23 protein-coding genes are annotated in these 25157 nt (G+C 71.2%); 10 read left to right on the top strand and 13 right to left on the bottom strand.

All coding sequences use genetic code 11. The features are described 5' to 3' along the window. Nucleotides 1-16: 16 nt before the first annotated feature. Entirely contained in the window at nucleotides 17-688 is a 672-nt protein-coding gene (locus ACFYR3_RS11475) for a lysophospholipid acyltransferase family protein (protein WP_355840001.1), read from the top strand. Between the two features lie 702 nt (nucleotides 689-1390). Here the strand turns inward: ACFYR3_RS11475 and ACFYR3_RS11470 are convergent. The 5 genes from ACFYR3_RS11470 to ACFYR3_RS11450 all read right to left on the bottom strand — a co-directional run bounded on the left by ACFYR3_RS11470 (nucleotide 1391) and on the right by ACFYR3_RS11450 (nucleotide 7410). Next, a complete protein-coding gene (locus ACFYR3_RS11470) occupies nucleotides 1391-2908 on the bottom strand; it encodes an MFS transporter (protein WP_389282567.1) in 1518 nt (505 codons plus the stop codon). Further along, nucleotides 2905-3456, bottom strand: coding sequence for a TetR/AcrR family transcriptional regulator (locus ACFYR3_RS11465; protein WP_261702834.1), 552 nt, complete (start codon nucleotides 3454-3456; stop codon nucleotides 2905-2907). The genes ACFYR3_RS11470 and ACFYR3_RS11465 overlap by 4 nt, the downstream gene beginning before the upstream one ends. A gap of 110 nt (nucleotides 3457-3566) precedes the next feature. Beyond that, nucleotides 3567-4538 carry an aldo/keto reductase gene (locus tag ACFYR3_RS11460; protein WP_355839666.1) on the bottom strand — a complete coding sequence of 324 codons (972 nt, stop codon included), beginning with the start codon at nucleotides 4536-4538 and terminating at the stop codon, nucleotides 3567-3569. Nucleotides 4539-4649: 111 nt separating this feature from the next. Further along, the gene (argH, locus tag ACFYR3_RS11455; RefSeq protein WP_389282564.1) at nucleotides 4650-6083 is read right to left on the bottom strand and encodes an argininosuccinate lyase; all 1434 of its coding nucleotides are present in this window, start codon (nucleotides 6081-6083) and stop codon (nucleotides 4650-4652) included. Between the two features lie 133 nt (nucleotides 6084-6216). Then, the gene (locus tag ACFYR3_RS11450; protein WP_355839670.1) at nucleotides 6217-7410 is read right to left on the bottom strand and encodes an argininosuccinate synthase; all 1194 of its coding nucleotides are present in this window, start codon (nucleotides 7408-7410) and stop codon (nucleotides 6217-6219) included. Nucleotides 7411-7695: 285 nt separating this feature from the next. Here ACFYR3_RS11450 and ACFYR3_RS11445 point away from each other — a divergent pair, with 285 nt between their 5' ends. The 3 genes from ACFYR3_RS11445 (at nucleotide 7696) to ACFYR3_RS11435 (ending at nucleotide 9972) form a co-directional block, all read left to right on the top strand. After that, entirely contained in the window at nucleotides 7696-8547 is an 852-nt protein-coding gene (locus tag ACFYR3_RS11445; RefSeq protein WP_355839672.1) for a hypothetical protein, read from the top strand. 135 nt (nucleotides 8548-8682) lie between these two features. Beyond that, nucleotides 8683-9270 (top strand): pyridoxamine 5'-phosphate oxidase family protein, encoded by a 588-nt coding sequence (locus ACFYR3_RS11440; RefSeq protein WP_389282561.1) that lies wholly within the window; start codon nucleotides 8683-8685, stop codon nucleotides 9268-9270. Nucleotides 9271-9273: 3 nt separating this feature from the next. Next, nucleotides 9274-9972: a L,D-transpeptidase gene (locus ACFYR3_RS11435; RefSeq protein ID WP_389282559.1), complete on the top strand. Its 699-nt coding sequence runs from the start codon at nucleotides 9274-9276 to the stop codon at nucleotides 9970-9972. A 92-nt stretch (nucleotides 9973-10064) separates the two neighbouring features. On the opposite strand, the gene ACFYR3_RS11430 is transcribed toward ACFYR3_RS11435, so the two are convergent. Beyond that, nucleotides 10065-11576 (bottom strand): sensor histidine kinase, encoded by a 1512-nt coding sequence (locus ACFYR3_RS11430; protein ID WP_389282557.1) that lies wholly within the window; start codon nucleotides 11574-11576, stop codon nucleotides 10065-10067. An 8-nt stretch (nucleotides 11577-11584) separates the two neighbouring features. Continuing rightward, nucleotides 11585-12391 carry a response regulator transcription factor gene (locus ACFYR3_RS11425; protein ID WP_389282555.1) on the bottom strand — a complete coding sequence of 269 codons (807 nt, stop codon included), beginning with the start codon at nucleotides 12389-12391 and terminating at the stop codon, nucleotides 11585-11587. A 234-nt stretch (nucleotides 12392-12625) separates the two neighbouring features. Here ACFYR3_RS11425 and ACFYR3_RS11420 point away from each other — a divergent pair, with 234 nt between their 5' ends. The 5 genes from ACFYR3_RS11420 to ACFYR3_RS11400 all read left to right on the top strand — a co-directional run bounded on the left by ACFYR3_RS11420 (nucleotide 12626) and on the right by ACFYR3_RS11400 (nucleotide 17566). Further along, nucleotides 12626-13987 carry a ferric reductase-like transmembrane domain-containing protein gene (locus tag ACFYR3_RS11420; protein WP_389282553.1) on the top strand — a complete coding sequence of 454 codons (1362 nt, stop codon included), beginning with the start codon at nucleotides 12626-12628 and terminating at the stop codon, nucleotides 13985-13987. Nucleotides 13988-13994: 7 nt separating this feature from the next. Further along, complete coding sequence (locus ACFYR3_RS11415; RefSeq protein WP_355839683.1) at nucleotides 13995-14495, top strand: FMN-binding protein; 501 nt, start codon at nucleotides 13995-13997, stop codon at nucleotides 14493-14495. Nucleotides 14496-14618: 123 nt separating this feature from the next. After that, nucleotides 14619-15956, top strand: a complete 1338-nt coding sequence (locus ACFYR3_RS11410) for a ferric reductase-like transmembrane domain-containing protein (protein WP_389282711.1) — start codon at nucleotides 14619-14621, stop codon at nucleotides 15954-15956. 19 nt (nucleotides 15957-15975) lie between these two features. Next, nucleotides 15976-16782 carry an FMN-binding protein gene (locus ACFYR3_RS11405; RefSeq protein ID WP_355839685.1) on the top strand — a complete coding sequence of 269 codons (807 nt, stop codon included), beginning with the start codon at nucleotides 15976-15978 and terminating at the stop codon, nucleotides 16780-16782. Further along, the gene (locus ACFYR3_RS11400; protein ID WP_355839686.1) at nucleotides 16775-17566 is read left to right on the top strand and encodes an FAD:protein FMN transferase; all 792 of its coding nucleotides are present in this window, start codon (nucleotides 16775-16777) and stop codon (nucleotides 17564-17566) included. Before ACFYR3_RS11405 ends, ACFYR3_RS11400 begins: the two co-directional genes overlap by 8 nt. A gap of 139 nt (nucleotides 17567-17705) precedes the next feature. Here ACFYR3_RS11400 and ACFYR3_RS11395 read toward each other — a convergent pair whose 3' ends face one another. From ACFYR3_RS11395 to ACFYR3_RS11370, 6 genes are all read right to left on the bottom strand, one after another. Continuing rightward, nucleotides 17706-18242, bottom strand: a complete 537-nt coding sequence (locus ACFYR3_RS11395; RefSeq protein ID WP_355839688.1) for an arginine repressor — start codon at nucleotides 18240-18242, stop codon at nucleotides 17706-17708. A 22-nt stretch (nucleotides 18243-18264) separates the two neighbouring features. Next, nucleotides 18265-19464, bottom strand: coding sequence for an acetylornithine transaminase (locus ACFYR3_RS11390; protein WP_355839690.1), 1200 nt, complete (start codon nucleotides 19462-19464; stop codon nucleotides 18265-18267). Then, the gene (gene argB / locus ACFYR3_RS11385) at nucleotides 19461-20375 is read right to left on the bottom strand and encodes an acetylglutamate kinase (protein WP_355839692.1); all 915 of its coding nucleotides are present in this window, start codon (nucleotides 20373-20375) and stop codon (nucleotides 19461-19463) included. Before argB ends, ACFYR3_RS11390 begins: the two co-directional genes overlap by 4 nt. Then, nucleotides 20372-21550, bottom strand: a complete 1179-nt coding sequence (argJ, locus tag ACFYR3_RS11380; RefSeq protein ID WP_355839694.1) for a bifunctional glutamate N-acetyltransferase/amino-acid acetyltransferase ArgJ — start codon at nucleotides 21548-21550, stop codon at nucleotides 20372-20374. The genes argB and argJ overlap by 4 nt, the downstream gene beginning before the upstream one ends. Then, nucleotides 21547-22575: an N-acetyl-gamma-glutamyl-phosphate reductase gene (gene argC, locus ACFYR3_RS11375; RefSeq protein WP_355839696.1), complete on the bottom strand. Its 1029-nt coding sequence runs from the start codon at nucleotides 22573-22575 to the stop codon at nucleotides 21547-21549. The genes argJ and argC overlap by 4 nt, the downstream gene beginning before the upstream one ends. Before the next feature lie 256 nt (nucleotides 22576-22831). Continuing rightward, complete coding sequence (locus ACFYR3_RS11370) at nucleotides 22832-24196, bottom strand: HEAT repeat domain-containing protein (protein WP_389282548.1); 1365 nt, start codon at nucleotides 24194-24196, stop codon at nucleotides 22832-22834. A 576-nt stretch (nucleotides 24197-24772) separates the two neighbouring features. On the opposite strand from ACFYR3_RS11370, the gene ACFYR3_RS11365 reads away from it, so the two are divergent. Continuing rightward, the gene (locus tag ACFYR3_RS11365) at nucleotides 24773-25156 is read left to right on the top strand and encodes a VOC family protein (RefSeq protein WP_355839700.1); all 384 of its coding nucleotides are present in this window, start codon (nucleotides 24773-24775) and stop codon (nucleotides 25154-25156) included. Nucleotide 25157 lies beyond the last annotated feature (1 nt).

Below are 25157 nucleotides of genomic sequence, written 5' to 3'. Positions count from 1 at the left end.
GACACCGGAGGGCCTGTTGTCCCGCTTCGCGCTCATCAAGGCAGTGCTCGGACCGATCATGCGCCTGATGTTCCGCCCACAGGTGGAAGGCGTGGAGCACATCCCGGGCGAGGGCCCGGTGATCCTGGCCGGCAACCACCTCACGTTCATCGACTCGATGATCCTTCCGCTGGTCTGCGACCGGCAGGTGCTCTTCATCGGCAAGGACGATTACGTCACGGGCAAGGGCCTCAAGGGCCGCCTGATGGCGTGGTTCTTCACCGGTGTCGGCATGATCCCGGTGGACCGGGACGGTGCCAACGGCGGCGTGGCCGCGCTGATGACCGGCCGCCGCATCCTGGAGGAGGGCAAGGTCTTCGGGATCTACCCCGAGGGCACCCGCTCCCCCGACGGCCGCCTGTACCGTGGCCGCACCGGCATCGCCCGGCTCACCATGATGACCGGCTCGCCGGTGGTCCCGTTCGCGATGATCGGCACGGACAAGCTCCAGCCGGGCGGCGCGGGCATCCCGCGGCCGGGCAAGGTCACCGTCCGCTTCGGTCCCGCCATGGAGTTCTCGCGCTACGAGGGCATGGACCGCGACCGGTACGTGCTGCGCGCCGTGACCGACTCCGTGATGACCGAGGTCATGCGGCTCTCCGGCCAGGAGTACGTCGACATGTACGCCACCAAGGCGAAGGCCGCCTAGCACTTCGGCCGCGTACGAAGGGTGCCCGGCTCTTGGCCCGGCCGCTCCCTGAGCTCGCACACGGGTGGCCCCGGCCGGCAGTTGCCGGCCGGGGCCACCCGTTTTGCGCGGTTCCGGCGGCTTCATTCAAAATCACCCCGAATCAGGCCACACCGCGCCACACCGGACGCCCCACCCCGGCGACCCACACTTCGGCGACCCGACCCCGACAGGCCGACCCCGGGCACTCCGACCCTGGCTGACTGACCCCCAGCACTCCGACCCTGGCCGTCCGCCTCCGGGCGTCCGACCGCGGGCGGTCCCGCCTGGGCGATCCGACCGCGGCGGTCCGACGCAGGGCAGTCCGAACCTGGCCCTCCGACCCCGACAGGTCGACGCAGGGCGGGTCCGACCCTAGACAGTCCGACCCGGGCAGTCCGACCCTGGGCGGTCCGACCCCAGGCGGTCCGACCCCAGGCGGTCCGACCCCAGGCGGTCCGACTCCGGCCAGCGGACCCCGACAGGTCGACGCAGGGCGAGTCCGACTCCGGGCGGTCCGACCCCGGCCGGCGGACCCCGGCGGTTCGACGCAGGGCGCCCGACCCCGGCGATCCGACCCCGACAGGTCGACGCAGGCCGAGTCCGACCCTGGGCGGTCCGACCCCAGGCGGTCCGACCCCGGCAGGCGGACCCCGGCCGGTCCAGGTGGCGCGAACGGTGTTCCTACGTCTCCAGTTTCTGGCCTCGCAGTAGGAACCACGCCGCCACGGCGGTGGCGAGCAGGACCGCCGCGCCCGCGCCGGAGGCGAGCGCCAGGCCGTCCACGAAGGACTCCCTCGCCGCGGTGAGCAGCGTCTCGGCGGTGTGCTCGGGCAGACTCCCGGCGGCCTCCACCGCTCCGCCCAGCGAGTCGTGCGCCTCGGCCGGGGTGCCCGCGGGGCCGGCGAAGCCCGCGTAGACGCCGGTCACGACGGAGCCGAGCAGGGCGATGCCGAGGGCCGCGCCGAGTTCGTAGGCCGTCTCGGAGACCGCGGACGCGGCGCCCGCCTGGTCCTTGGGCACGGCGGAGAGGATGACGTCGGCGGTGACCGTGAACGAGAAGCCCGCACCGATACCGACGACCAGCAGGGCGGCGCCGAGCAAGGGATACCCGGTGGACCGGTCGAGCACGGTGAGCGTGCCGAGCGCGAGGCCCACCGCGGCGAGTCCGGCGGAGACGACGGTCCGCACGGAGAACCGCCGCGCGAACCGTCCCGCGACCAGACCCGCCGCCACCGCGCCCACCGCGGCGGGGACTTCGGCGAGCCCCGCCTCGAACGGCCCCCGACCCTGCACGAGTTGCAGGTACTGGGAGAGGAAGAACACGAGTCCGGACATGCCGAGGACGGTGAACAGGTCGGCGAGCACGGCTCCGGAGAATCCCCGGTTGCGGAACAGCCGGACATCCAACAGCGGCTTGGGAAGCGTCAGTTGGCGGCGCACGAACCACAGGAGCGCGCCGACGCCCAGCAGCCCCGCGGCAAATGCCTCGCCGCTCGGGCCGTGCGCGGCGAGCTCCTTCACCGCGTACACCAAGCCGATCACGCCGACGAGCGAGAGCGTGACGCTGACCAGGTCCCAGGGTCCGGGGTTCGGGCTCTTCGACTCGGGGAGCAGTCTGCGGCCGACGAGGACGAGGACCACCATCACCGGAAGGTTGATGAGGAAGACCGAACCCCACCAGAAGTGTTCGAGCAGGAAGCCGCCGACGACGGGACCCACCGCCGTGCCCGCGGAGGCCGTCGCGCCCCAGATGCCGATGGCCAGGCTGCGCTCGCGCGGGTCGTGGAAGATGTTTCGGATCAGGGCGAGGGTGGCGGGCATCAGGGTCGCGCCCGCGACACCGAGCAGCGCCCGCGCCAGGATCATCAACTCGGGTGTGTTGGCATAGGCGTTGAACACGGATATCAGGCCGAACGCCGTCGCGCCGACGAGCAGCAGCTTCTTGCGGCCGATGCGGTCGCCGAGGCTGCCCATGGAGACGAGCAGACCGGCGATGACGAACGAGTAGACGTCACCGATCCACAGGAGCTGGGTGCCGGAGGGCTTCAGGTCCTCACTGATGTACGGGGTCGCGAGGCCGAGGACGGTCGCGTCCACGGCCACCAGCAGCACGGCGAGGACGAGGACGCAGAGCGCGAGCCAACGGCCCGGGCGCTTGTGCACCTCCGTCACGAGTGCCGGCCGCAGGGTGCTGGTCATGGTTCCTCTCTCCTGAGCGCGCCGCCGAGCAGCAGCTCGACGATCATGTGGTGGAAGTCCTTGGCGGCGACCCGGCCCTCGGTCACGGCCCAGGCCGCCGAGGCCATCAGCCCGTACAGCGCCTCGGTGAGCCAGGCCGGGCTGAGGTCGATGCGGAACTCGCCGCTCTGCTGGCCGCGCCGGAACAGCGCCGCCATCCGGGCGTCGAGCCGGGCCCAGCCCTCGTGCTGCCCGTCGCCCTCGAACAACTGGTTCTCCGTGTAGAGGAAGGCGAGCAGTCCTGCCACCTTCTCCAGCTCCCGCACCAGGCGGCGCACGGCTTCCTGGGCGGTGCCGTCGTCGAGGCGGGCCGCGTCGAGCGCGGCCTCGCACTCCTCGATTCCGAGTGCCTCCAGCGCGCGTACGAGCGCGTCGCGGCCGGCGAACTGGCGGTGCAGCGTGGCCCGGCTGATCCCGGCGGCCTTGGCGACCTCGTCCATGGTCGCGGTGGATTTCCGGGTGAGCAGGGCGGCTGCGCTGCGCAGCACGTGGTCACGGTCGACAGCCATGAGACAACTGTACTGCAGATGAGACATCAATGTCTCATCAGGAGCGCACGCGTCTCACGCCTTCCCTGTTCGGGAGGTGCTCGAAGCCCTTCTCACCTACCTCCTGGCGCTCAGTGCCAGGGCAACTGCCCGCGTCGCTCCCAGTACGCCCGCGGTTCCTCCACCAGGGCGGCGAGCCGGGACAGCTGGTCGTCGTCGAGGTCGACGACCGCGGCGTGCAGGTTCGAGGCGAGCTGGGTGGCGGTGGCCGCACCCGAGAGCACGACACCCGCCCAGGGCTGCCGCAGGATCAGCGCGAGGGCGACCGCGTCGCAGCCGAGCGAGGTCTCCGCGGCGACGGCGCGCAGCGCGTCCGGCGCGTGGGGCCCGGCGAGCCGGCCGTTGGCCATGCCCTCCTTGACGATCACTGTGAGTCCGGCGTCGTGGGCCTCGGCGAGCGCCGGGGCGGCCGAGGTCTCCAGGACGTTGTACGTCGACTGGACGGTACGGAAGAGCGGTTCACCGTCGACCGTGACGGCGAGCGCGGCTCGGATCGCCTCCGCCTGCGCGGGCCCACTGGTGGAGAAGCCGATCGACAGTCCCCCGGCGGCCGCTTCGGCGAGTGCCGCGTGCAGCTCCTTGTCGGTGAGGGCCGGGCTGTCCGGGGTCACCGAATGGATCTGGTAGAGGTCGAGCCGGTCGCCGAGCAGCTGCGCGGTCTCGGCGCGCTGCCGCTCGTACATGGCCTGGCTGTGGTCCTTCACCTCGTGCGCCTCGGCGTCGGTGCGCCAGTCCGCCGTGTACCTGTAGCCCCATTTGCTGCCGACGACGATGTCGTCGATGTCGGGGCGGCGGCTCAGCCAGTCGGCGAGGAACTCCTCGGAACGGCCGTAGGAGCGCGCCACGTCGAAATACCGCACGCCCTGGGCGTAGGCCGCTTCGAGGAGTTCATGGGTGCGTTCGCGCAGGGCGTCGACACTGCGGTCGGCCGGGAGGTCCTCCTCGCGGCCGAGGTTGATGTAGCCGGGGCGGCCGACGGCGGCGAGCCCCAGGCCGAGGTGGGCGGTGGGAGTCGTGGCTGAGGCGAGGCGTGCGAAGGGCATCGCGGCTCCGTTCGGTCGGCTCCTTTACGGCTCCGGCCAACGTAACCCGCGACGCCCTCCGTCGTACGGCACCCGCCCCCGCGCACGGACCGTGTCCGCTCTCCGGGCGGGTTACTTCTTCCGCTTCGCCACGGCCCACGTCTGCTGGGCGGCGACGTCCGTCTTGATCTCGGCGAGCTGGACCGCGACCGCACTGGGCGCCGTACCGCCGCGGCCGTCACGGGAGGCGAGGGCGCCCTGGACGTTGAGGACGGACCGCACCTCGGGCGTCAGATGTGCCGAGATCTTCGCGAACTGCCCGTCGGTCAGCTGGTCCAGTTCCTTGCCGTCCGCCTCGGCGACCTTCACGCACTCACCGGCGACCTCGTGCGCGACACGGAACGGCACGCCTTGCTTGACCAGCCACTCGGCGATGTCGGTGGCGAGCGAGAAACCGGCCGGGGCCAGCTCCTCCATGCGCTCGCGGTGGACCGTCAGCGTGGCCATCATGCCCGTGAAGGCGGGGAGAAGGACCTCCAGCTGGTCGCAGGAGTCGAAGACCGGCTCCTTGTCCTCCTGGAGATCGCGGTTGTACGCAAGGGGCAGCGCCTTGAGCGTGGCCATCAGCCCGGTCAGATTGCCGATCAGACGGCCCGACTTGCCGCGCGCGAGCTCGGCGATGTCCGGGTTCTTCTTCTGCGGCATGATCGACGAGCCGGTGGAGAACGCGTCGTGGAGGGTGACGAAGGAGAACTCCTTCGTGTTCCAGATGATGACCTCCTCCGCGATCCGGGAGAGGTTCACGCCGATCATCGCGGTGATAAAGGCGAACTCCGCCACGAAGTCGCGGGAGGCGGTGCCGTCGATGGAGTTGGCGACACTGCCGTGCTCGAAGCCGAGGTCCTTGGCCACCGCCTCCGGGTCGAGGCCGAGGGAGGAACCTGCCAGGGCGCCGGAGCCGTACGGCGAGACCGCCGTCCGCTCGTCCCACTGGCGCAACCGCTCCGCGTCCCGGGACAGGGACTGCACATGGGCGAGGACGTGGTGCGCGAACAGCACGGGCTGGGCGTGCTGGAGATGCGTACGGCCGGGCATCGCCACACCCGGGTGCGCCTCGGCCAGGCCGATCAGCGCCTCCTGGAGGTCGGCGATCAGACCCCCGATGATCCGGGCGTGGTCGCGCAGGTACATGCGGAAGAGCGTGGCCACCTGGTCGTTGCGGGAGCGGCCGGCGCGCAGCTTGCCGCCCAGGTCGGGGCCGAGGCGTTCGAGGAGGCCGCGCTCAAGAGCCGTGTGCACGTCCTCGTCGGCGATCGTGCCCACGAAGGAGCCGTCGGCGACAGCCGACTCCAGCAGGTCGAGGCCCTCGATCATCCGGGTGAGCTCGTCCTCGGTGAGCAGGCCCGCGCCGTGCAGGACGCGCGCGTGGGCGCGCGAACCGGCGATGTCGTACGGCGCGAGGCGCCAGTCGAAATGGACCGACGCGGACAGCTTGGCCAGGGCCTCGGCGGGACCGTCGGCGAAACGTCCGCCCCAGAGCCGGACGTCACCGCTGTTGCTGCTCACTTGCGTTACTCCTCGAAAGGTGTGGATGTGCCACCGCCTCCCCACGCGCGAGTGAGGAGGCGGCTGCAAGGCTAGTGCTCGGGAGGCTTCGAGGCGGCGGACACGACACGGCCCACGCCAAGTCCCGTACGGCTCAGGCCAGATCCCGCTTGGCGGCGATTTTCGACGACAGGCTGTAGATGTCGATGAAGCCCTTGGCCGCGGCCTGGTCGAAGGTGTCGCCCGTGTCGTACGTGGCGAGGTCGAAGTCGTAGAGCGAGGTGTCGGAGCGCCGGCCCGTGACGACCGCGCGGCCGCCGTGCAGGGTCATCCGGATGTCGCCGTTGACGTGCTGGTTGGCCTCGTCGATGAAACCGTCCAGGGCGCGCTTCAGCGGGGAGAACCACTGGCCGTCGTAGACCAGTTCGCCCCAGCGCTGCTCGACCTGCCGCTTGTAGCGGGCGAGTTCGCGCTCGACCGTGACGTTCTCCAGCTCCTGGTGCGCGGTGATCAGCGCGATCGCGCCCGGAGCCTCGTACACCTCACGGGACTTGATGCCCACGAGCCGGTCCTCGACCATGTCGATCCGGCCGATGCCCTGGGCTCCGGCGCGCTCGTTGAGCTGCTGGATGGCCTGGAGCACACTGACGGGCCTGCCGTCGACGGCGACCGGGACGCCGTGCCTGAAGGTGATGACGACCTCGTCGGCCTCGCGGTGCTCGGCCGGGTTCGAGGTGTACTCGTAGATGTCCTCGATCGGGGCGTTCCAGATGTCCTCCAGGAAGCCCGTCTCGACCGCGCGCCCGAAGACGTTCTGGTCGATGGAGTACGGGGACTTCTTGGTGGTCGCGATCGGGAGCTGCTTCTCCTCGCAGAAGGCGATCGCCTTGTCGCGGGTCATCGCGTAGTCACGGACCGGGGCGATGCACTTGAGGTCGGGGGCGAGGGCCACGATGCCGGCCTCGAACCGCACCTGGTCGTTGCCCTTGCCGGTGCAGCCGTGGGCGACCGTGGTGGCGCCGTGCTTCTGGGCGGCGGCGACCAGGTGCTTGACGATCGTCGGCCGGGAGAGGGCGGAGACCAGCGGATAGCGGTCCATGTAGAGGGCGTTGGCCTTGATCGCCGGGAGGCAGTACTCGTCGGCGAACTCGTCCTTGGCGTCCGCGACCTCGGCCTCGACGGCACCGCAGGCGAGCGCGCGCTTGCGGATGACGTCCAGGTCCTCGCCGCCCTGGCCGACATCGACCGCTACGGCGATGACCTCGGCGCCCGTCTCCTCGGCGATCCAACCGATGGCGACGGAGGTGTCCAGACCGCCTGAATAGGCGAGTACGACGCGCTCGGTCACGGGATTCTCCTCACAGTGCATTCGCTGACATGCATGAGTATGCAGTACTCCGCATGGTTCGTCAATCGCGGCCCACGCGGCGACGCGAACTTCCGAACACCGGGCGAGGGAACCTTCGGGTGTCCGGGCGACGGAATCTTGCGGGCGCTTGAACACCCGAAACCGCTTTCCCGTATCTCCCGCTGAACGCAGGCGCCGCGTTCGCGTACGGCAGACACACGGACAACGGACCGCCCGGACGATCACCGGGCGGTCGTCCGCCCCCGACCCGAGTGAGGATTCCGCATGTCCAGGGCTCTTCCGAAGTACAACAAGCGGCGCGTCGTGATGATCGGCGGAGCCTCCGCCGTGGTGCTGTCCGCAGCGGTGATCGCCGGCAGCGCCCTGGCGGGCGAGACACACGGAAGCGGCGCGCAGAACGCCACGACGAAGGCCGCCCCCGCGGGCACGGTGAACTGCCCGGCCGTCGCGCCGAGCCTGCCCGCGATCCCCGCCACCGCGAAGGCCGAGGTCGACCGCAACCTCACCCTGCTGAACACCCAGATCGCCGAGGCGAACAAGCGGCTGGTCGACACCGTCGGACAGGGCGGCCCGAACTTCGTCCAGAACGCGATCCTCGGCCCCCTCAAGGACAAGCGCGTCGCCACCATCAACCGCATCGCGACGGCCATCGGACGCACGGCCGCCAAACCGCAGGGCCTGGACTCGCTCGCACCCTGCACGCTCAACGCCGTAGGCGGCGGTGCGGCCGCGGGCGGTGCGGCCACCGGCAGCGCCGCCCCCAGCGCCACGGCCACCGCGCAGGCAGGCGGGGCCGCCGGCGACACGGGCGCCGCCACCGCGGCCGGCACCATCACCTGCCCGGACGTCGCGTCGCAGCTGCCCGCCGTCCCGGCCTCCGCGAAGGCCGAGGTCGACCGCAATCTGGCACTGCTGAACACCCAGATCGCCGAGGCCGACACGCGGCTGGCCAACACCGTCGGGCAGGGTGGGCCCAACTTCGTCCAGAACGCGATCCTTGGCCCCCTGAAGGACAAGCGGACCTCCACGATCGACCGCATCGCGATCTCCATCGGCCGTACCGCCGCCAAGCCGACCGGGCTGGACTCCCTCGCCGCCTGCACGCTCACCAAGTGACGTGACAGGCGCCCGGCCGCTTCGCCGATGGCGGCCGGGGCGCCTCTCACGGGTTCCGGCGGTGCCCCTGAACGACGCCGCCGGAACCCGCAATTCCTTAGACAGGCGAAAGGCTTTCCCGGATAATCGTTAGGCATGGGAAAGACTTATGAGCGCATCGACGGCCGCCTCCGTACGTTCATCGAGGCGCAGCCCCTCTTCTTCACCGCGACCGCCCCGCTGTCCGAGGACGGCACGGTCAACCTCTCCCCCAAAGGGCTCAGCGGTTCGTTCGCCGTCCTCGACGAGCTGACCGTGGCCTATCTGGACTTCGCCGGGAGCAACGCGGAGACGATCGCGCATCTGCGCGAGAACGGCCGGATCACCCTGATGTGGTGCGCCTTCCAGGGCCCGCCCAACATCGTCCGGGTGCACGGCCGCGGCGAACCGGTCTTCCGCGACGACCCGCGCTTCAAGGCACTCCTCACCCACTTCACCGCCGTCGACCCGACGTCGCACGGGCTGCGCGCGATCATCGTCGTGACCGCCGAACTCGTCCGCGACACCTGCGGCTACGCGGTCCCCTTCATGTCGTACGACGAGGACCGCGATCTGCACGCGAGGCGCTTCGCGCGCGAGGACGACACCTCACTGAGCGAGTACTTCACCAAGAAGGAGCACATCGCGACGAGCCTGGACGGACTGCCCGGGCTGCCGCTGCCGTTGCCCCCCAGTACGGTCTGAGCCATGCGCCTCGGAGCCGCCGCCCTCGCGTCCGCGTCCCTGCTCGCCCTGGCCCCGGGCGGGCCGCCGCCCCTTGCCGAGCTTCCCGCGCGGCTGGCCGACACCGGCGGCGGCACCCAGCTGATCACCGCCGAGGCACCGCGCGAGAACACGACGGCCGGGACGCTCACCTGGTGGGACCTGCGGAACGGGCGCTGGGTGCGGGCCGGCTCCGCCGCCGCGCGGTTCGGGGCGCGCGGACTGGTCGAGGGCCGGGCGCGGCGCCAGGGCACGAACACCACCCCCACCGGGCTGTACGGGCTGCCGTACGCGTTCGGGACCGGGGCGGCGCCGGCCGGGACCTCGACGCCGTACCGCCGGGTGGGCCGGGACTCCTGGTGGTGCCAGGACAACGCGTCCCGGTCGTACAACCGGTGGACCGAGCCGCGCCCCGCGGACTGCCGGGCCGAGGAGTCCGAGCATCTGATCGCCTACGAGAAGGAGTACGCGTACGCCTTCGTCATCGGGTTCAACTACGACCGGCCGGTGCGCGGGCGCGGCGCGGGGATCTTCCTGCACGTCAACGGGAGCGGGCCCACGGCCGGTTGTGTGTCCGTGCCGGCGGGCGCGATGCGGCGGATCCTCGCGTGGGCCGATCCGGCGCGCGGGCCGCACATCGCCATCGGCACGACGAACGGGGCGACGGCGGTCACCCGGTACTGACGGACCGGATGACACCGAAGGACCGGCGGACTGAGGGACCCCCGGCCGGGCGGCCCGGCGGACCAGCAGACGGCGGCCCGGCGGACCGTGGTTCAGGCCGCGGGGAGGCGGACCGTGAACGTGGTCGCTCCCGGGCGGCTCTCCAGGGTGACCGTGCCGTTGTGTGCCTCGACCACGGCCGCCACGATCGACAGGCCGAGCCCCGATCCGGTGCCGGCGCCGTCCGCGCGGCGGCGGTCCGCCCGGGTGAAGCGTTCGAAGACACCGGGCCGGACGTCCTCGGGAACCCCGGGCCCGTCGTCGTGGACCTTCAGCACGGCCTCCGTGCCGACACTCTCCAAGGACACCGCCACCCGGGTGCCGACAGGCGTGTGCACACGGGCGTTGGCCAACAGGTTGGCCAGCACCTGCTGGAGCCGGTGGGCGTCGCCCGCGACCGTCACCGGCTCCTCGGCCAGCTCCAGAACCCAGCGGTGGCCGGGGCCCGCCGCGCGGGCGTCGGTGACGGCGTCGAGGACGAGGTGGGTGAGGTCGACGGGAAGTCGTTCCAGGGGGCGGCCTGCGTCGAGGCGGGCGAGCAGCAGCAGCTCGTCGACCATCTCGCCCATGCGCGCCGACTCGGCGGCGATCCGTTCCAGGGCGCGGGTCACCTTCGGGGGCACCGGGCCGGGGTGCAGCAGCGCGAGCTCGGCATGGCCGCGGACCGAGGCGACCGGGGTGCGCAGCTCGTGGCTGGCGTCGGCGGCGAAGGTGCGCAGCCGTTCCTCGCTCGCGTGCCGTTTGGTGAGCGCGTCCTCGACGTGGCCGAGCATGCGGTTGAAGGCGCTGGCGACGCGGCCCACCTCGCTGCGCGGGTCGGACTCGGGCGCCCGTGGGGGCAGCGCCACCTCTCCGCTGGCGAGCGGGAGTTCGCTGACCCGGGTGGCGGTCGCGGCGACCCGGTTCAGCGGGCGGAGCGACCAGCGCACCCACAGGGCCCCGGCGACTCCGGCGACCACGAGGGCCAGGCAGAGGACCAGGGAGGCGACGAGTTCGAGGCGGTGGACGGCCGCGTCGACCGGCTCCGTCGGCAGCCCGGTGATCAGCACGTCACCGTCCTTGCCGGGCGTCGCCAGCACGCGGTAGTCGCCCAGAGCGGACAGGCAGACGGTGTGGGCACGGCCGTCCGCCGGGACCGCGGCCAGACGCGCCTCGTCGCGGGCGGTCAGCTGCACGTTCCGGACGACCGTGCCGGCACCGGGCGGCACGACCGCGGCGTTGGTGACGTCCTCGCCGACCAGACGCGCTCCGAAGGTGCCGGTGCTCTGCCGACGGGTGTCGCCGTGTTCGTCACCGTCGTGGTCGGACGGCTTCGTCGAGCTGTGCTCCAGGCTCGCCGGGAACCGCGCCCCGGCGTCCTGCAACTGCTGGTCGAGGCGGCCGGTCAGGAAGCCGTCCAGTTCGTACACCGCGGCCACGCCGACGGCCGCGCAGCTGACGGCGAGCAGCACCACGAGCCCGGCGGTGAGGCGGGCGCGCATCGTGCGCGGTCGCGGCAGCGCGCGCAGGACCGCCGTCAGCCGGAGCCACCAGCGCCTGCCCAGCGCGCCGGCCCTGGCCCGCATGCTCGCGCTCACCGGCCCGCCGCGGGCTTGATGACGTACCCGGCGCCCCGGACCGTGTGGATCATCGGTTCGCGGCCCGCGTCGACCTTCTTGCGCAGGTAGGAGATGTAGAGCTCGACGACATGGGCCTGACCCCCGAAGTCGTAGGACCAGACACGGTCGAGGATCTGCGCCTTGCTGAGCACGCGGCGCGGATTGCGCATCAGGAAGCGCAGCAGCTCGAACTCGGTCGGCGACAGCTCGATCAGGTCACCGCACCGGGTCACCTCGCGGGCCTCCTCGTCCATCGCCAGGTCCCCGACGACGAGCCGCGGGCCCTCGTCGGTCCGGCGGGCCATGCCGGCGCGGCGCAGCAGTCCGCGCAGCCGGGCGACGACTTCTTCCAGGCTGAACGGCTTGGTGACGTAGTCGTCGCCGCCGGCCGTGATGCCGGCGATGCGGTCCTCCACGGCGTCCCGGGCGGTGAGGAAGAGGACGCAGACCTCCGGCAGCACGGTGTGCAGGTCGCGCAGCACGGCGAAGCCGTCGGTGTCCGGGAGCATCACGTCGAGGACGACGGCGTCGGGCAGCAGCTCGCGCGCCTCGGCGGCCGCCGAGGCGCCGTCGCCCGCGGTACGGACCTCCCAGCCCTCGTAGCGCAGGACACCGGAGAGGACCTCGGCCAGGTCCGGGTCGTCGTCGACGACGAGGACGCGCACGGGGGTGCCGTCGGGCCGGGTGAGCGAGGGCGGCCTGGCGGTCCCCCGGAACGGGACAGCGCCGGTGCCGGTGTTCTGGTCGCCGGGGGTGCCGGGGTCTGGGGTGGGAGTGTTCATGTCGCCTTCCAGCATCGCCCCTCCCGACGGCCGCACCTTGCCACGCGGCCTCTGAGTTTCCTCTGAGTCACCTCTCCTCGGAGGTCCCCTGTTTCCTCAGCCTTCCCTTCCTCACTCCCCTTCCCCGTGGCTCTCAGTTTGCTGTGAGTCCGCTCCGAACGGGCCTGTTCAGAGCCTCCTCAGAGGTTCCGGACGCAGAGTTTCCTCCCGGAGTGCCGGACGAAGGACGGAAACATGACCACGGTGTACGAGCGGGCGGCGGACCCGCGCACGACACGAGGACGCGGGCGACCGCGGCCCTCGCCCGCCGGACCGCTGCTGGCCCTGCTGTGGGCGGGAGCGGCCGCGGTCCTGGCCCTGTGGTGGACCGACACACAGTCGGTGGTGGGCCTGGCCGGCTGGCTGACGGACGCCGGGCGGATCGCCGGGCTGCTGTGCGGCTACAGCTGTGCCGTCCTGGTGGCGCTGATGGCCAGGGTCCCGCTCCTGGAGCGTCGCATCGGTTCCGACCGGGTGGCCCGCTGGCACGCCATGGCCGGCCGCTACACGATCTGCCTGCTGGTCGCGCACGTCACCCTGATCCTCTTCGGCTACGCCGCCCAGGACGGGACGGGCATCGTGCACGAGACGCTGAGTGTGGTGTTCGACTACCCGGACATGCTCATGGCGACGGCCGGCACGGTCATCCTGTTCGCCGTCGGGATCACCTCGGCGCGCCTGGCCCGCCGCCGGATCAGCCACGAGTTCTGGTACTACGTGCATCTGCTGACGTACGTGGCGGTCTTCCTGGCCTTCTTCCACCAGCTCGCGCTCGGCTCCGACCTCGTCGGCAACCGGGCGGCGCAGGCCGCCTGGTACACGCTCTACCTCGGTACGGCCGCGCTCGTCGTATGGTTCCGGCTGCTCGCCCCGGTACGGCTCAACCTGCGCCACCGGCTGCGCGTCGAGTCCGTCCACCGGGAGTCCCCCGGGGTCTTCTCCGTCGTGATTCGCGGGGAGGGTCTGGACGAGCTGAACGCGCGGGCGGGCCAGTTCTTCCGCTGGCGGTTCCTCGCGGACGGGATGCGGTGGACCTCGACGCCGTACTCGCTGTCCGCGCCTCCCCGGCCGGACCGGATGCGGATCACCGTCAAGGCGCTCGGCGACCACAGCGCGGCCGTCGGGCTGCTGCGTCCCGGCACCCGGGTGTGGGCGGAGGGGCCCTACGGTTCGCTGACCGCCGACCGGAGCACGGCGTCGAAGGCCCTGCTGATCGCGGGCGGCGTCGGCATCACGCCGCTGCGCGCCCTGTTCGAGACGCTGCCCGGCCGGGTCACTCTCCTCTACCGGGCGCGCACGGCCGAGGACCTGGCGCTGGGCGGCGAGCTGGAGGACATCGCGCGGTGGCGCGGGGCCCGCGTCCTGTACGCGGTCAATGCCGCCGACGGCACCCGCCCGCTGCTCACCGCCGAGTCGCTGCGCGAGGCCGTGCCGGACATCGCCGAGCACGACGTCTACCTCTGCGGACCACCCGCGATGGCGCGTGACCTGTACGGGGCACTGCGCACCGCGGGTGTCCCCGACCGCCGTATCCACCACGAGTCGTTCGAGCTGTGAGGCCGCCGTGCACGCCCTGAAGAAGAACCGTCCGCTGCGCCGGATAACGCTGGCCGCCGCCACCACGGTCACCGGTGTCGTCCTGCTGCTCTCTCTGAAGCCGCACACACCACCGACACCGGCCTCGGCCTCCTCGTCCGTGAGTCATTCCCCTTCCTCCTCCTCGGAGAGCTCATCGGGGAGCTCCTCAGGAAGCTCCTCCGGCACGTCCGGGGGTTCGAAGAGCACGGGGACCAGGACCGTCACCGGCGATACGGTGCAGACCCGTTGGGGTCCGGTCCAGGTGCGGATCACGCTGAAGAGCGGCAGGATCACGGATGCCACCGCGGTCGCCTATCCTTCGGACAATCCCAAGGACCAGGAGATCAACAGTTACGCGATTCCCCAGCTCAGGCGTGAGACGCTGGCCGCGCAGAGTGCCCAGATCGACTCGGTGTCCGGTGCCACTTACACAAGCGGCGGATACAAGCAGTCGCTCCAGTCCGCACTCGACTCGGCGGGCCTCTGAACGCACGGGCGTCGTGGACCGTATCTCTGGGCCAGGGGGCCACTCCCCTCACCCCGTCTCCAGGACGAACACGGAGGAACCGTGTCCACGATCGCCGGTGGCCGCGCCGCGCGGCGCCAGACCATGCGCCGAATCCGCCCTCGCCGCTCGCCCGCCGTCCCACTGCTGCTCGCCGTCTGGGCGGGAGCCGCCGCGGTCGTCTGGCTGTGGTGGATGGACACCCCGTCCATCGCGGACAACAACGGCAGGATCCTCAACGCCGGCCGTATCACCGGGCTGCTCGCCGGATATCTGATGGCGCTCGTCGTGCTGCAGATGGCCCGCGTCCCCGCCCTCGAACGCCGCGTGGGATCCGACCGGGTGGCGCGCTGGCACGCCATGACGGGCCGCTACACCATCTGCCTGGTCCTCGCCCACCTCTTCCTGACGATGTGGGGCTATGCCCTGCAGTCCGGCAAGGGAATCGGCGGGATCGTGCAGCAGACCATCGACTCGGTCAACACGCTGCCCGACATGGGCAAAGCCGCGATCGGCACGGGTCTGCTCGTGCTCATCGGGTTCATCTCCGTCGGCTGGCTCCGCCGGCTGATCCCGTACGACACCTGGTACCACGTCCACCTGCTGACGTACGCCGCGGTGTTCCTGACGTTCTGGCACCAGCTGTCCACCGGCAACGACTTCGCGGTGGAACCCGTCGCCAAGACCGTCTGGTACGGGCTCTACGGGTCGGTGACCGCGCTGGTCCTCTGGTACCGAATCCTTTCTCCGATCCGGCTGAACCTGAAGCACCGGATGCGGGTCCAGGCGGTCATCGAGGAGACGCCCGGCATCGTGTCGGTGCTGATCAGCGGGCGCAAGCTGCACCGGATGGGCGCGGAGGCCGGGCAGTTCTTCCGTTGGCGCTTCCTGGCCCCCGGGATGCGCTTCAGCTCCCACCCGTACTCGCTCTCCGCGGCGCCCCGTCCCAACATGCTGCGCATCACCGTGAAGGCGATCGGCGACCACAGTGCGGCCCTGCGTGACCTGGAGCCGGGCACCCGGGTCTGGGCCGAGGGTCCGTACGGCGCGCTGACCGCCGGCAAGCGCAGTCGCGGCAAGGTGCTCCTGGTGGCGGGCGGTGTCGGCATCACCCCGATGCGGGCGCTGTTCGAGACCCTTCCCGGCGCGTCCGGCGACCTGACGCTCCTCTACCGCGCCAACACCACCCAGGACCTGGCCCTGTGGGACGAGCTCGCCGCCATCTCCAAGGAGCGCGGCGCGCGTCTGATGTACGCGGTGAACAGCCCCGACGGCGAGCGCCCGGACATCTCGGCGGAGTCCCTGCGCCGCAAGCTGCCCGACATAGACCACCACGACGTCTTCATGTGCGGGCCGCCCGGCTTCGCACAGCAGGTGTACGACGCACTGCGCGGCGCGGGGGTCCCCGCCCGCCGCATCCATCACGAGTCGTTCGAGATGTGAGCGACGGGAGTCAGGAACGATGAAGAAGAGTCACCCCATTCGGCGCTTCGTGCTCGCGAGCGCCGCCACCGTGTCCGGAATCGTGCTGCTGCTGGCGCTCAAGCCGGCGTCCGACCCGGCCGCCGCGTCGGCGCAGGCCGGTGCGGCGCCCCAGCAGACGGCGGCCGCACAGGGCGGCACCGCTCAGCAGTCGGGTACGGAGACCGTCACCGGTGACGTGGTGCGGACCGAGTACGGGCCGGTCCAGGTGCAGCTGACCATGAGCGGCGGCAAGATAACCAAGGCGGACGCGGTCCAGGCCCCCAAGGGCGGCACCAGCGACCAGAAGACCGCCCTCTCGGTGCCCAAGCTCAACCAGGAAGCCGTCACGGCACAGAGCGCCGACATCGACGCCGTCTCGGGGGCGACCTACACCAGCGGCGGCTACAAGAAGTCCCTGCAGTCGGCCCTGGACAAGGCGAAGGCCGCCGGCGGCACGTCGGGGTCCGCAGGATCCTCGGGGTCCTCTGGCAAGGCCGGGGCGTCCTCGTCGGCGCCGGCCCCGGCAGCACAGGCGCGCGTCGTCACCGGGACCGTGGACCAGACCCAGTACGGCCCCGTCCAGGTCCGGCTGACCCTCACCGGCAACAAGATCACCAAGGCCGAGGCGGTCCAGGCCCCCAAGGGCGGTGTCAGCGACCAGAAGACCGCGCTCGCGGTGCCCAAGCTCAACCAGGAGGCCGTCAAGGCGGGCAGTGCCCAGATCGATACCGTCTCCGGCGCGACCTACACCAGCGAGGGCTACAAGAAGTCACTGCAGTCGGCCCTGGACAAGGCCGGTGTCTGAGCCGGCGGAGGACGCACCGCAGGCGCTGCGCCATGCCGAGGAAGTGATGGGCACCGTCTTCTCCTTCGACGTGCGCGGCGGGGAACCCGAAGCCGTGCGGACGGCGTTGGAGGAGGCGATCGTCCAACTCCACCGTGTGGACGAGGTGTTCAGCACCTATCGCGAGGACAGCCAGATCTCGCGGCTGGTGCGCGGCGAGCTCACCGTCGAGGAGTGCGACCCGGAGGTCGCCGAGGTGCTCGGTCTGGGCGCCGAGGCGGAACGGGTCAGCGACGGCTGGTTCAGCACGCGGTACGAGGGACAGCTCGACCCGACGGGGATCGTCAAGGGCTGGGCGGCCGAACGCGCGGCCCTGCACCTCGCCGCGGCCGGGGCGAGCGGGGTGAGTGTCAACGGCGGCGGCGACGTCCAGCTGTGCGGCATCCCCGGGCCGCACCGCCCCTGGCGGGTGGGCGTTTCCGACCCGCTCCGTCCGGGCTCGCTCGCCGCGGTGGTCTCCGCGGCCGGCGTCGACGAGCTGGCCGTCGCGACCTCCGGCACCGCCGAACGCGGCGCCCACATCGTCGACCCGCGCACCGGCAGGTCCGCGGTCACCGACCTGCTGGCCGTGACCGTGGTGGGCCCCCGGCTGACCTGGGTGGACGCCTGGGCGACCGCGGCCTTCGCGATGGGCTCGCGGGCCGGCCTCGACTGGCTGGAGTCGCTCCCGGACGTGGAGGCGCTGCTCATCACGGCGGGCGACGAGGTCAGATGCACGGGAGGGCTCGCACAGCGCCTGGGGTGACCGGCGTCCCAGCGGCGGCAGCGCGGACGACGGCACGGACGCGCCGCACTCGTACCCGTACCCGTGTCAGGGCATACGACGGTGGAGGCGCACCCCGCTCCGGGGTGCGCCTCCACCGTCGTACGTGTCGTCGTACCTGTCAGTGATCGTTCTGCGTGAGCCGCAGCAGATGATCGGCGAGCGCCTGCCCACCCGTCGGACCACGACTGATCAGCAGCAGGGTGTCGTCCCCCGCGATCGTCCCGAGAATGTCGTGCAGCTCGGCCTGGTCGATCGCCGAGGCGAGGAACTGCGCGGCCCCCGGCGGGGTGCGCAGGACCACGAGATTCGCCGAGGCCTCCGCGGAGATCAGCAGCTCCGAGGAGAGCCTGCGCATCCGCTCCTCCTTCGCCGACTCCCCCAGCGGCGCGCGCGGGGTGCGGAACCCGCCCTCGCTCGGCACCGCGTAGATGAGGTCGCCGTCGTTGTTGCGGATCTTGACCGCGTTCAGCTCGTCGAGGTCCCGGGAGAGCGTCGCCTGGGTGACGTTCAACCCGTCGTCGGCGAGAAGCTTCGCCAACTGGCTCTGTGAGCGCACCGGTTGCCGGTTGAGGATGTCCACGATCCGGCGGTGGCGTGCGGTGCGGGTCTGCGGCACGGCAGGCCCTGCGTGCTCGTGGTCCTGCGCCTGACTCATCGTCGTCGTCCCATTCCCGGGATCATCCGTCCCCGTTGGCTGCGTCGAGGATGCCGGGAAGGGCCCGGAGGAACGCGTCCACTTCGTCATCGCCGAGGTTCAGCGGCGGCATCAGCCGTACGACATCGGGGGCGGGCGCGTTCACCAGGAAACCGGCGTCCTGAGCCGCCTGCTGCACCTGGGGCGCGAGCGGCTCGGTGAGCACGATACCCAGGAGCAGCCCCGCACCCCGGACATGGTCGATCAACGGATGGCCGGAACCGTCGCCGGCGCCCTCGATTCCGTCCCGCAGTTTCTCGCCGGCGCGCTTCACGTTGTCCAGGAGTCCCTCGGACTCGATCGTGTCGAGCACGGCGAGTCCGGCGGCGCAGACGACCGGGTTGCCACCGAAGGTCGTGCCGTGGTGGCCGGGCTTCAGCAGCCCGGCGGCGCGGCCGAAGGCGACGGTGGCGCCGAGCGGCAGCCCGCCGCCGAGGCCCTTGGCCAGCGTCACGATGTCGGGCAGGACGCCTTCGTGTGCCTGGTACTCGAACCAGTGGCCGGTACGGCCGATTCCGGTCTGGACCTCGTCCAGCACGAGCAGGGCGCCGTGGGCCGCGGTGATCGCGCGGGCGGCCTTCAGGTAGCCGGCGGGAGGTACGACCACGCCGTTCTCGCCCTGGATCGGCTCGATGATCACCAGCGCGGTGTCCTCGGTGACCGCCTGGGCGAGGGCCTGCGCGTCGCCGTAGGGCACATGCGTGACGTCGCCGGGCAGCGGCAGGAAGGGCTCCTGCTTGCCGGGCTGGCCGGTGAGTGCCAGGGCGCCCATGGTCCGGCCGTGGAAGCCGCCGGTGGTGGCGACCATGTGGGTCCGGCCGGTCAGCCGGCCGATCTTGAAGGCGCCCTCGTTGGCCTCGGCGCCCGAGTTGCAGAAGTAGACCCGGCCCTCACGCCCGAAGAGCTGGAGCAGCCGTTCGGCGAGCGCGACGGGCGGTTCGGCGACGAAGAGGTTGGAGACATGGCCGAGGGAGCCGATCTGCCGGGTCACGGCCTCGACGATCGCGGGGTGGCCGTGTCCGAGCGCGTTGACCGCGATGCCGCCGACGAAGTCGAGGTACTGGTTGCCGTCGGCGTCCCACAGCTTGGTTCCGGCACCGCGGACGAGCGGCAGTCGCGGGGTGCCGTAGTTGTCCATGAGCGCGCCCTGCCACCGCTGGGTGAGCTCTTCGTTGGCGGTCATGCGACGTCCCCCGCTTCCTCGTCGTCCGGCACGACCATCGTGCCGATGCCTTCGTCGGTGAAGATCTCCAGCAGGATCGAGTGCTGGACCCGGCCGTCGATGACACGGGCGGTGGTGACGCCGTTGCGTACGGCGTGCAGACAGCCCTCCATCTTCGGCACCATGCCGCTGGCCAGCTCGGGAAGGAGCTTCTCCAGCTGGGTGGCGGTGAGGCGGCTGATCACCTCGTCGCTGTTCGGCCAGTCCTCGTAGAGGCCCTCGACGTCCGTGAGGACCATGAGGGTTTCGGCATCCAGTGCGGCAGCGAGTGCCGCAGCCGCCGTATCAGCATTGACGTTGTAGACATGTCCGTCGTCCTGGCTCCGGGCGATCGAGGAGACGACCGGGATCCGGCCGTCGGCGAGCAGCGCCTCGATCGCGCCCGTGTCGATCGCGGTGATCTCGCCCACCCGCCCGATGTCGACCAACTCCCCGTCGATCCTGGGCTGGTGCTTGGTGGCGGTGATGGTGTGCGCGTCCTCGCCGGTGAGACCGACGGCGAGCGGTCCGTGCTCGTTGAGGAGTCCGACCAGCTCGCGCTGGACCTGTCCGGCCAGCACCATGCGGACGACGTCCATCGCGTCCTCGGTGGTGACGCGCAGGCCCGCCTTGAACTCGCTGATGATGCCGTGCCGGTCGAGGGCGGCACTGATCTGCGGACCGCCGCCGTGCACGACGACCGGCTTGAGGCCCGCGTGGTGCAGGAACACGATGTCCTGGGCGAAGGCCGCCTTCAGCTCGCTGTCGATCATGGCGTTGCCGCCGAACTTCACGACGACGGTCTTGCCGCGGTGCCGGGTCAGCCAGGGCAGCGCCTCGATGAGGATCTGTGCCTTGGGCAGAGCGGTGTGCTTGCGGGTCACATTGCTCATGAGGAGTACGCGCTGTTCTCGTGGACGTAGTCGGCGGTGAGGTCGTTGGTCCAGATCGTGGCGGTCGCGTCGCCCGCGGCGAGGTCGGCGACGATGTGGACCTCGCGGTAGCGCATGTCGACGAGTTCGCGGTCCTCGCCGACCCCGCCGTTCTTGCAGACCCAGACACCGTTGATGGCGACATTGAGCCGGTCCGGCTCGAAAGCGGCCTTCGTGGTGCCGATCGCGGACAACACGCGCCCCCAGTTGGGGTCTTCGCCGTGGATCGCGCACTTGAGGAGGTTGTTGCGGGCGATGGAGCGGCCCACCTCGACTGCGTCGTCCTCGGTCGCGGCGCCCACGACCTCCACCTTGATGTCCTTGCTGGCACCCTCGGCGTCACGGATGAGCTGCTGGCCGAGGTCGTCGCAGACCGCGCGGACCGCCTCGGCGAACTCCGTGTACTCCGGGGTGACTTCACTTGCTCCGGAGGCGAGCAGCAGCACGGTGTCGTTGGTGGACATGCAGCCGTCGGAGTCGACGCGGTCGAAGGTCGTACGGGTGGCGTCGCGCAGCGCCCGGTCCAGGGTCGCGCTGTCCACGTCCGCGTCGGTGGTGAGCACGACGAGCATGGTGGCGAGGCCCGGGGCGAGCATGCCCGCGCCCTTGGCCATGCCGCCGACGGTCCAGCCTCCCCCGGACTCCGCCCCGGGGGACCCGGAGGTCACGACCGAGGTCTTGTGCACGGTGTCGGTGGTCTTGATGGCGATGGCGGCCTTCTCGCCGCCGTGCACGCCGAGTTGGGCGACGGCCAGGTCGATGCCCGGAAGCAGCTTGTCCATCGGCAGCAGCACGCCGATGAGGCCGGTCGAGCACACGGCGACGCTGCCCGCGCCCGTGTCGCCGAGCGCCTCGGCGACCTTCTCGGCGGTGGCGTGGGTGTCCTGGAAGCCCTTGGGTCCCGTACAGGCGTTGGCGCCACCCGAGTTGAGGACGACCGCGCTCAACTGGCCGCTCTTGAGGACCTGTTCCGACCACAGGACCGGCGCGGCCTTCACGCGGTTGGAGGTGAAGACGCCCGCGGCGGCCTGGCTGGGCCCGTTGTTGACCACGAGGGCCAGGTCCGGGTTGCCGTTCTCCTTGATCCCGGCGGCGACCCCGGCCGCGCTGAATCCCTGTGCTGCCGTGACACTCACGGTGCGACTCCGATCGTGGAAAGCCCCAGCTCCTCGGGGAGGCCGAGGGCGAGGTTCATGCTCTGGACGGCACCGCCCGCGGTGCCCTTGGTCAGGTTGTCGATGGCACTGATCGCGATGATGCGGTGCGCGGCGACGTCGTACGCGACCTGGACCTGAACAGCGTTGGAACCGTAGACGGACGCCGTGGCGGGCCACTGCCCCTCGGGAAGGAGGTGGACGAAGGGCTCGTCGGCGAAGGCCTTCTCGTAGGCGGCCCGTACGGACTCGGCGGTGACCGCGGGCTTCGCCTTGGCGCTGCACGTGGCGAGGATGCCGCGGGGCATGGGCGCGAGGGTGGGCGTGAAGGAGACGGTGACGGGCTCTCCGGCGGCCGCGCCGAGGTTCTGGATCATCTCCGGGGTGTGCCGGTGGACTCCGCCGACGCCGTACGGGGTCATCGACCCCATGACCTCACTGCCGAGCAGGTGCGCCTTGGGCGCCTTGCCGGCACCCGAGGTGCCTGAGGCCGCGACGATCACGGCCTCGGGCTCCGCCAGCCCGGCCGCGTACGCCGGGAAGAGGGCCAGCGAGGCGGCCGTCGGGTAGCAACCGGGCACCGCGATGCGCTTGGACCCCTCCAACACGGCGCGGGCACCCGGCAGTTCGGGGAGGCCGTAGGGCCAGGTCCCGGCGTGCGCGGAGGCGTAGAACCGCTCCCAGTCGGCCGGGTTCTTCAGCCGGAAGTCGGCGCCCATGTCGACCACGAGAACGTCGGGGCCGAGCTGCTCGGCGACCGCGGCGGACTGCCCGTGGGGCAGCGCGAGGAACACCACGTCATGTCCGCCCAGCACCTCGGGGGTGGTCTCCGCGAGGACGCGGTCGGCGAGCGGCAGCAGATGCGGCTGGAGCGCACCGAGCCGCTGGCCCGCGTTGGAGTTGCCGGTGAGGGCGCCGATCTCGATCTCGGGGTGCACCAGGAGCAGGCGCAGCAGCTCGCCGCCCGCGTACCCACTCGCTCCCGCAACCGCCGCGCGCATCGCCATGGAACCCTCCTCCTAGATGGCATGACTATACGTATCGCTGCACGTTTATGCAATCGCCCTTTGCTGTGCGGCTGACCAGGTCACCGGCGCGCGAGGCGGACGACCCCGTTCAGGGTCGTCCACACGACTCGCTCCAGATCGGCCCGAATGCGCCGGGGTCCGTCGGACGGGCACGGACTGCCCGTCGCGGTAACGCGTGATGCCTTCGGAGGAAGCTCAGGAATCATCCGCTGAGGCCGACGGCCAGCTCAGGCAGTCACTGTCCGACGGCGGAACGGTCCTCGCTGTCCCACTTCCATCTCCAGAACGCGGAGAGACGGTGGTCGTGCTCGAAGCCGGTGCCCGGGGGCGGGCCTACCCGTTCGATCGCCTCCCCGGTGCGCGGGTCGTCCCGCCGAAGGAGGCCATAGGCGGCGTTGAGCCGCGTCCCGAAGTCGTCCTCGTCGAGCAGGGCCACGAGGGCGTCGGCGACCGCCGCCGTACGGATCGCGCCGTCCGCGACGGCCTCCGCGATACAGGCCCGCACCTCGGCCGCCGGATCCCGGAGCAGCCCGACAATGACGTCCGTGAACTCGGAGCTGCCGTCGTGAGCCGCGGTCAGCACCCTGCCGGCCTCGGCACGCACCCCCCGGTCCTCGTCCCCGGCGAGACCCAGCAGGGCGGTCCGGGCCGCCGCGCCGAGGGGAGGGCGAGGGATGTCCCAGCTGCGCAGGAGATCGGGGACCCGGACGCGGACGCGTGGGTCCCGGTGACCGGCGTGCCGCAGTCCCACGGCCTCCCGTCTCCGGTGCTCCGTCTCGCTCAGGACGCGGAGCACGTCGGCGAGGACGTCGGGGTCGTCCTCGCCATCGGTGACCCAGGCGACGAGCAGTTCCGCCGTCTCCGTCTCATGGGAGTTCTGCCCGCTCGAAGGCGACAGGAGGTACCAGTAGAGGACGTCGAGGGCGAAGCGACGGCGCTCCGGGTCCGGGTCGTGGCGGTACGCCGCGACGGCCGACCACGTCTCCTCGCTGCGGCGTTCGCTGAGGACCCACCGGGCGGACGACCAGTCGACATGGTCCGGGTCGCACTGCGCCACGGCCCTGGCCACCAACTCGTCCACGGGCGTCAGGATGCGGAAGGCCCATTCCAGGTCTGTGAGGATCGCGCCGTGCCCGGCGCGGACCGTGAGGCCGCCGAGCGTCAGCTGCGTCACGTGGTAGTACTCGTCGTCCATCACCCGGGCCTGGCGTACGGGGCCGGACCCGCCCACCCTGCCCTGGAGTTCGTCCTCGGCGCCCCGCTCGTACAAGTGCCGGGCCAGGGCCAGCAGTTGCTCCCTTTCGACCTCCGGGAGGCGCAGCCGGGGTTCCCGGCCCAGTACGGCTTCCGCCACTGTCGGAGAGCCGCCGTCGACTGCCCGTACCAGCGGAGTCGTTCCGTCCGGCAGCCTCCGGTCCGGATCCGCGCCGCCCTCCACAAGCGCCTGCGCGACGCCGGCGTCATAGGCGGCGACCGCCAGGCACAGCACCGGCAGGCCGTCGTCCGTGACCGTGTCCGGGGCCGCTCCCGCCTCCAGCAACCCGGTCACGGACTCCGCGTCCCCTCGCCGGACCGCCGCTACGAGTTCTGTACCGTCCATATTCCGCTGTGCCCCCGTCTCGTCATGGATGGCCGGCCCGACCACAGCAGGGCCCGCAGCCCCGAAGCGAACGCCCCATCGCCAGCCGGCTCCTGCCGATCGGCGAGCAGCTGGGGCCGGCCCAGGTGAGGGTAGTCGGCAGGTCTGCGCCGAGGCGTCGTCCACATGGTCGCCGACGAACGAGAGCCCGAAGTCAGGGCGCCGCCGCGAGGAACCGTCTGCCTACCACCTCATGAGCGCGCTACTTGGCCACGCAACCCGCAGCTCACAGCTCACAGCTCACAACTCACAACTGGAGCACTCCGGCACGTCGTTGTGACTGGGCGGCCAATCTGGCCTCTGTGCAGTCGAGTTGGCCCATCCGGCCGGCGGAGTCGGCCCGCGTGACAGCCACCCCGTCGCCGTGCTGCGCGATCTGCGGCCCCCGGCCCGCGACTTGGCCGGGCGAGTGCCTGAAATCCATTCGACCCCGCAGGCCTCGCCCTGTACGGTCGCGAGCCTGTTCTCACTGCCGGGGCCCATGAGATCCGTGTGTGGCGACCCCGGCAGTTCCGACGCCGAGAGTAGGTTTCGTCAATGGCATGCCGTATCAGTGAGCTCGTGCTCAAGTGCCACGACCCCGAGGCGCTGGCGCGGTTCTGGTGCGAGGTCCTGGACTTCGTAGTGCTCGATCGCGCGGAGGAGGAGGGCTACGTCGAGATCGGTCCACGCGAAGGATTCGGCGGCCCGCAGCCGACGCTCTTCCTCATCCGCGACGACGAGCCGAACAACGGGCATGCCCGGCTGCACATCGACGTCAACGCCACCGACCGCGATCAGGACGCCGAGCTCGAACGCCTGCTGGCCGCCGGGGCGAAACCCGTCGACATCGGTCAGCCCGCGGAGGCTTCCTGGCACGTCCTCGCCGATCCGGAAGGCAACGAGTTCTGCCTGCTCAAGCCCCGCATCGACCCACTCTGAC

The organism is Streptomyces sp. NPDC005784, assembly GCF_042871525.1.
GTDB lineage: Bacteria > Actinomycetota > Actinomycetes > Streptomycetales > Streptomycetaceae > Streptomyces.
Note: the sequence above shows the minus strand (reverse complement) of the source record. Positions and strands in the feature narration are given on the sequence as shown.

What these genes read in the sequence shown, in the direction of transcription:
- ACFYR3_RS11470 (WP_389282567.1), bottom strand. Translation starts at nt 2,908, where the DNA reads ATGACCAGCACCCTGCGGCCGGCACTCGTGACGGAGGTGCACAAGCGC.
- ACFYR3_RS11465 (WP_261702834.1), bottom strand. Translation starts at nt 3,456, where the DNA reads ATGGCTGTCGACCGTGACCACGTGCTGCGCAGCGCAGCCGCCCTGCTC.
- ACFYR3_RS11460 (WP_355839666.1), bottom strand. Translation starts at nt 4,538, where the DNA reads ATGCCCTTCGCACGCCTCGCCTCAGCCACGACTCCCACCGCCCACCTC.
- ACFYR3_RS11445 (WP_355839672.1), top strand. Translation starts at nt 7,696, where the DNA reads ATGTCCAGGGCTCTTCCGAAGTACAACAAGCGGCGCGTCGTGATGATC.
- ACFYR3_RS11440 (WP_389282561.1), top strand. Translation starts at nt 8,683, where the DNA reads ATGGGAAAGACTTATGAGCGCATCGACGGCCGCCTCCGTACGTTCATC.
- ACFYR3_RS11435 (WP_389282559.1), top strand. Translation starts at nt 9,274, where the DNA reads ATGCGCCTCGGAGCCGCCGCCCTCGCGTCCGCGTCCCTGCTCGCCCTG.
- ACFYR3_RS11430 (WP_389282557.1), bottom strand. Translation starts at nt 11,576, where the DNA reads ATGCGGGCCAGGGCCGGCGCGCTGGGCAGGCGCTGGTGGCTCCGGCTG.
- ACFYR3_RS11425 (WP_389282555.1), bottom strand. Translation starts at nt 12,391, where the DNA reads ATGAACACTCCCACCCCAGACCCCGGCACCCCCGGCGACCAGAACACC.
- ACFYR3_RS11420 (WP_389282553.1), top strand. Translation starts at nt 12,626, where the DNA reads ATGACCACGGTGTACGAGCGGGCGGCGGACCCGCGCACGACACGAGGA.
- ACFYR3_RS11410 (WP_389282711.1), top strand. Translation starts at nt 14,619, where the DNA reads ATGCGCCGAATCCGCCCTCGCCGCTCGCCCGCCGTCCCACTGCTGCTC.
- ACFYR3_RS11405 (WP_355839685.1), top strand. Translation starts at nt 15,976, where the DNA reads ATGAAGAAGAGTCACCCCATTCGGCGCTTCGTGCTCGCGAGCGCCGCC.
- ACFYR3_RS11395 (WP_355839688.1), bottom strand. Translation starts at nt 18,242, where the DNA reads ATGAGTCAGGCGCAGGACCACGAGCACGCAGGGCCTGCCGTGCCGCAG.
- ACFYR3_RS11390 (WP_355839690.1), bottom strand. Translation starts at nt 19,464, where the DNA reads ATGACCGCCAACGAAGAGCTCACCCAGCGGTGGCAGGGCGCGCTCATG.
- argB (WP_355839692.1), bottom strand. Translation starts at nt 20,375, where the DNA reads ATGAGCAATGTGACCCGCAAGCACACCGCTCTGCCCAAGGCACAGATC.
- argC (WP_355839696.1), bottom strand. Translation starts at nt 22,575, where the DNA reads ATGGCGATGCGCGCGGCGGTTGCGGGAGCGAGTGGGTACGCGGGCGGC.
- ACFYR3_RS11370 (WP_389282548.1), bottom strand. Translation starts at nt 24,196, where the DNA reads ATGGACGGTACAGAACTCGTAGCGGCGGTCCGGCGAGGGGACGCGGAG.
- ACFYR3_RS11365 (WP_355839700.1), top strand. Translation starts at nt 24,773, where the DNA reads ATGGCATGCCGTATCAGTGAGCTCGTGCTCAAGTGCCACGACCCCGAG.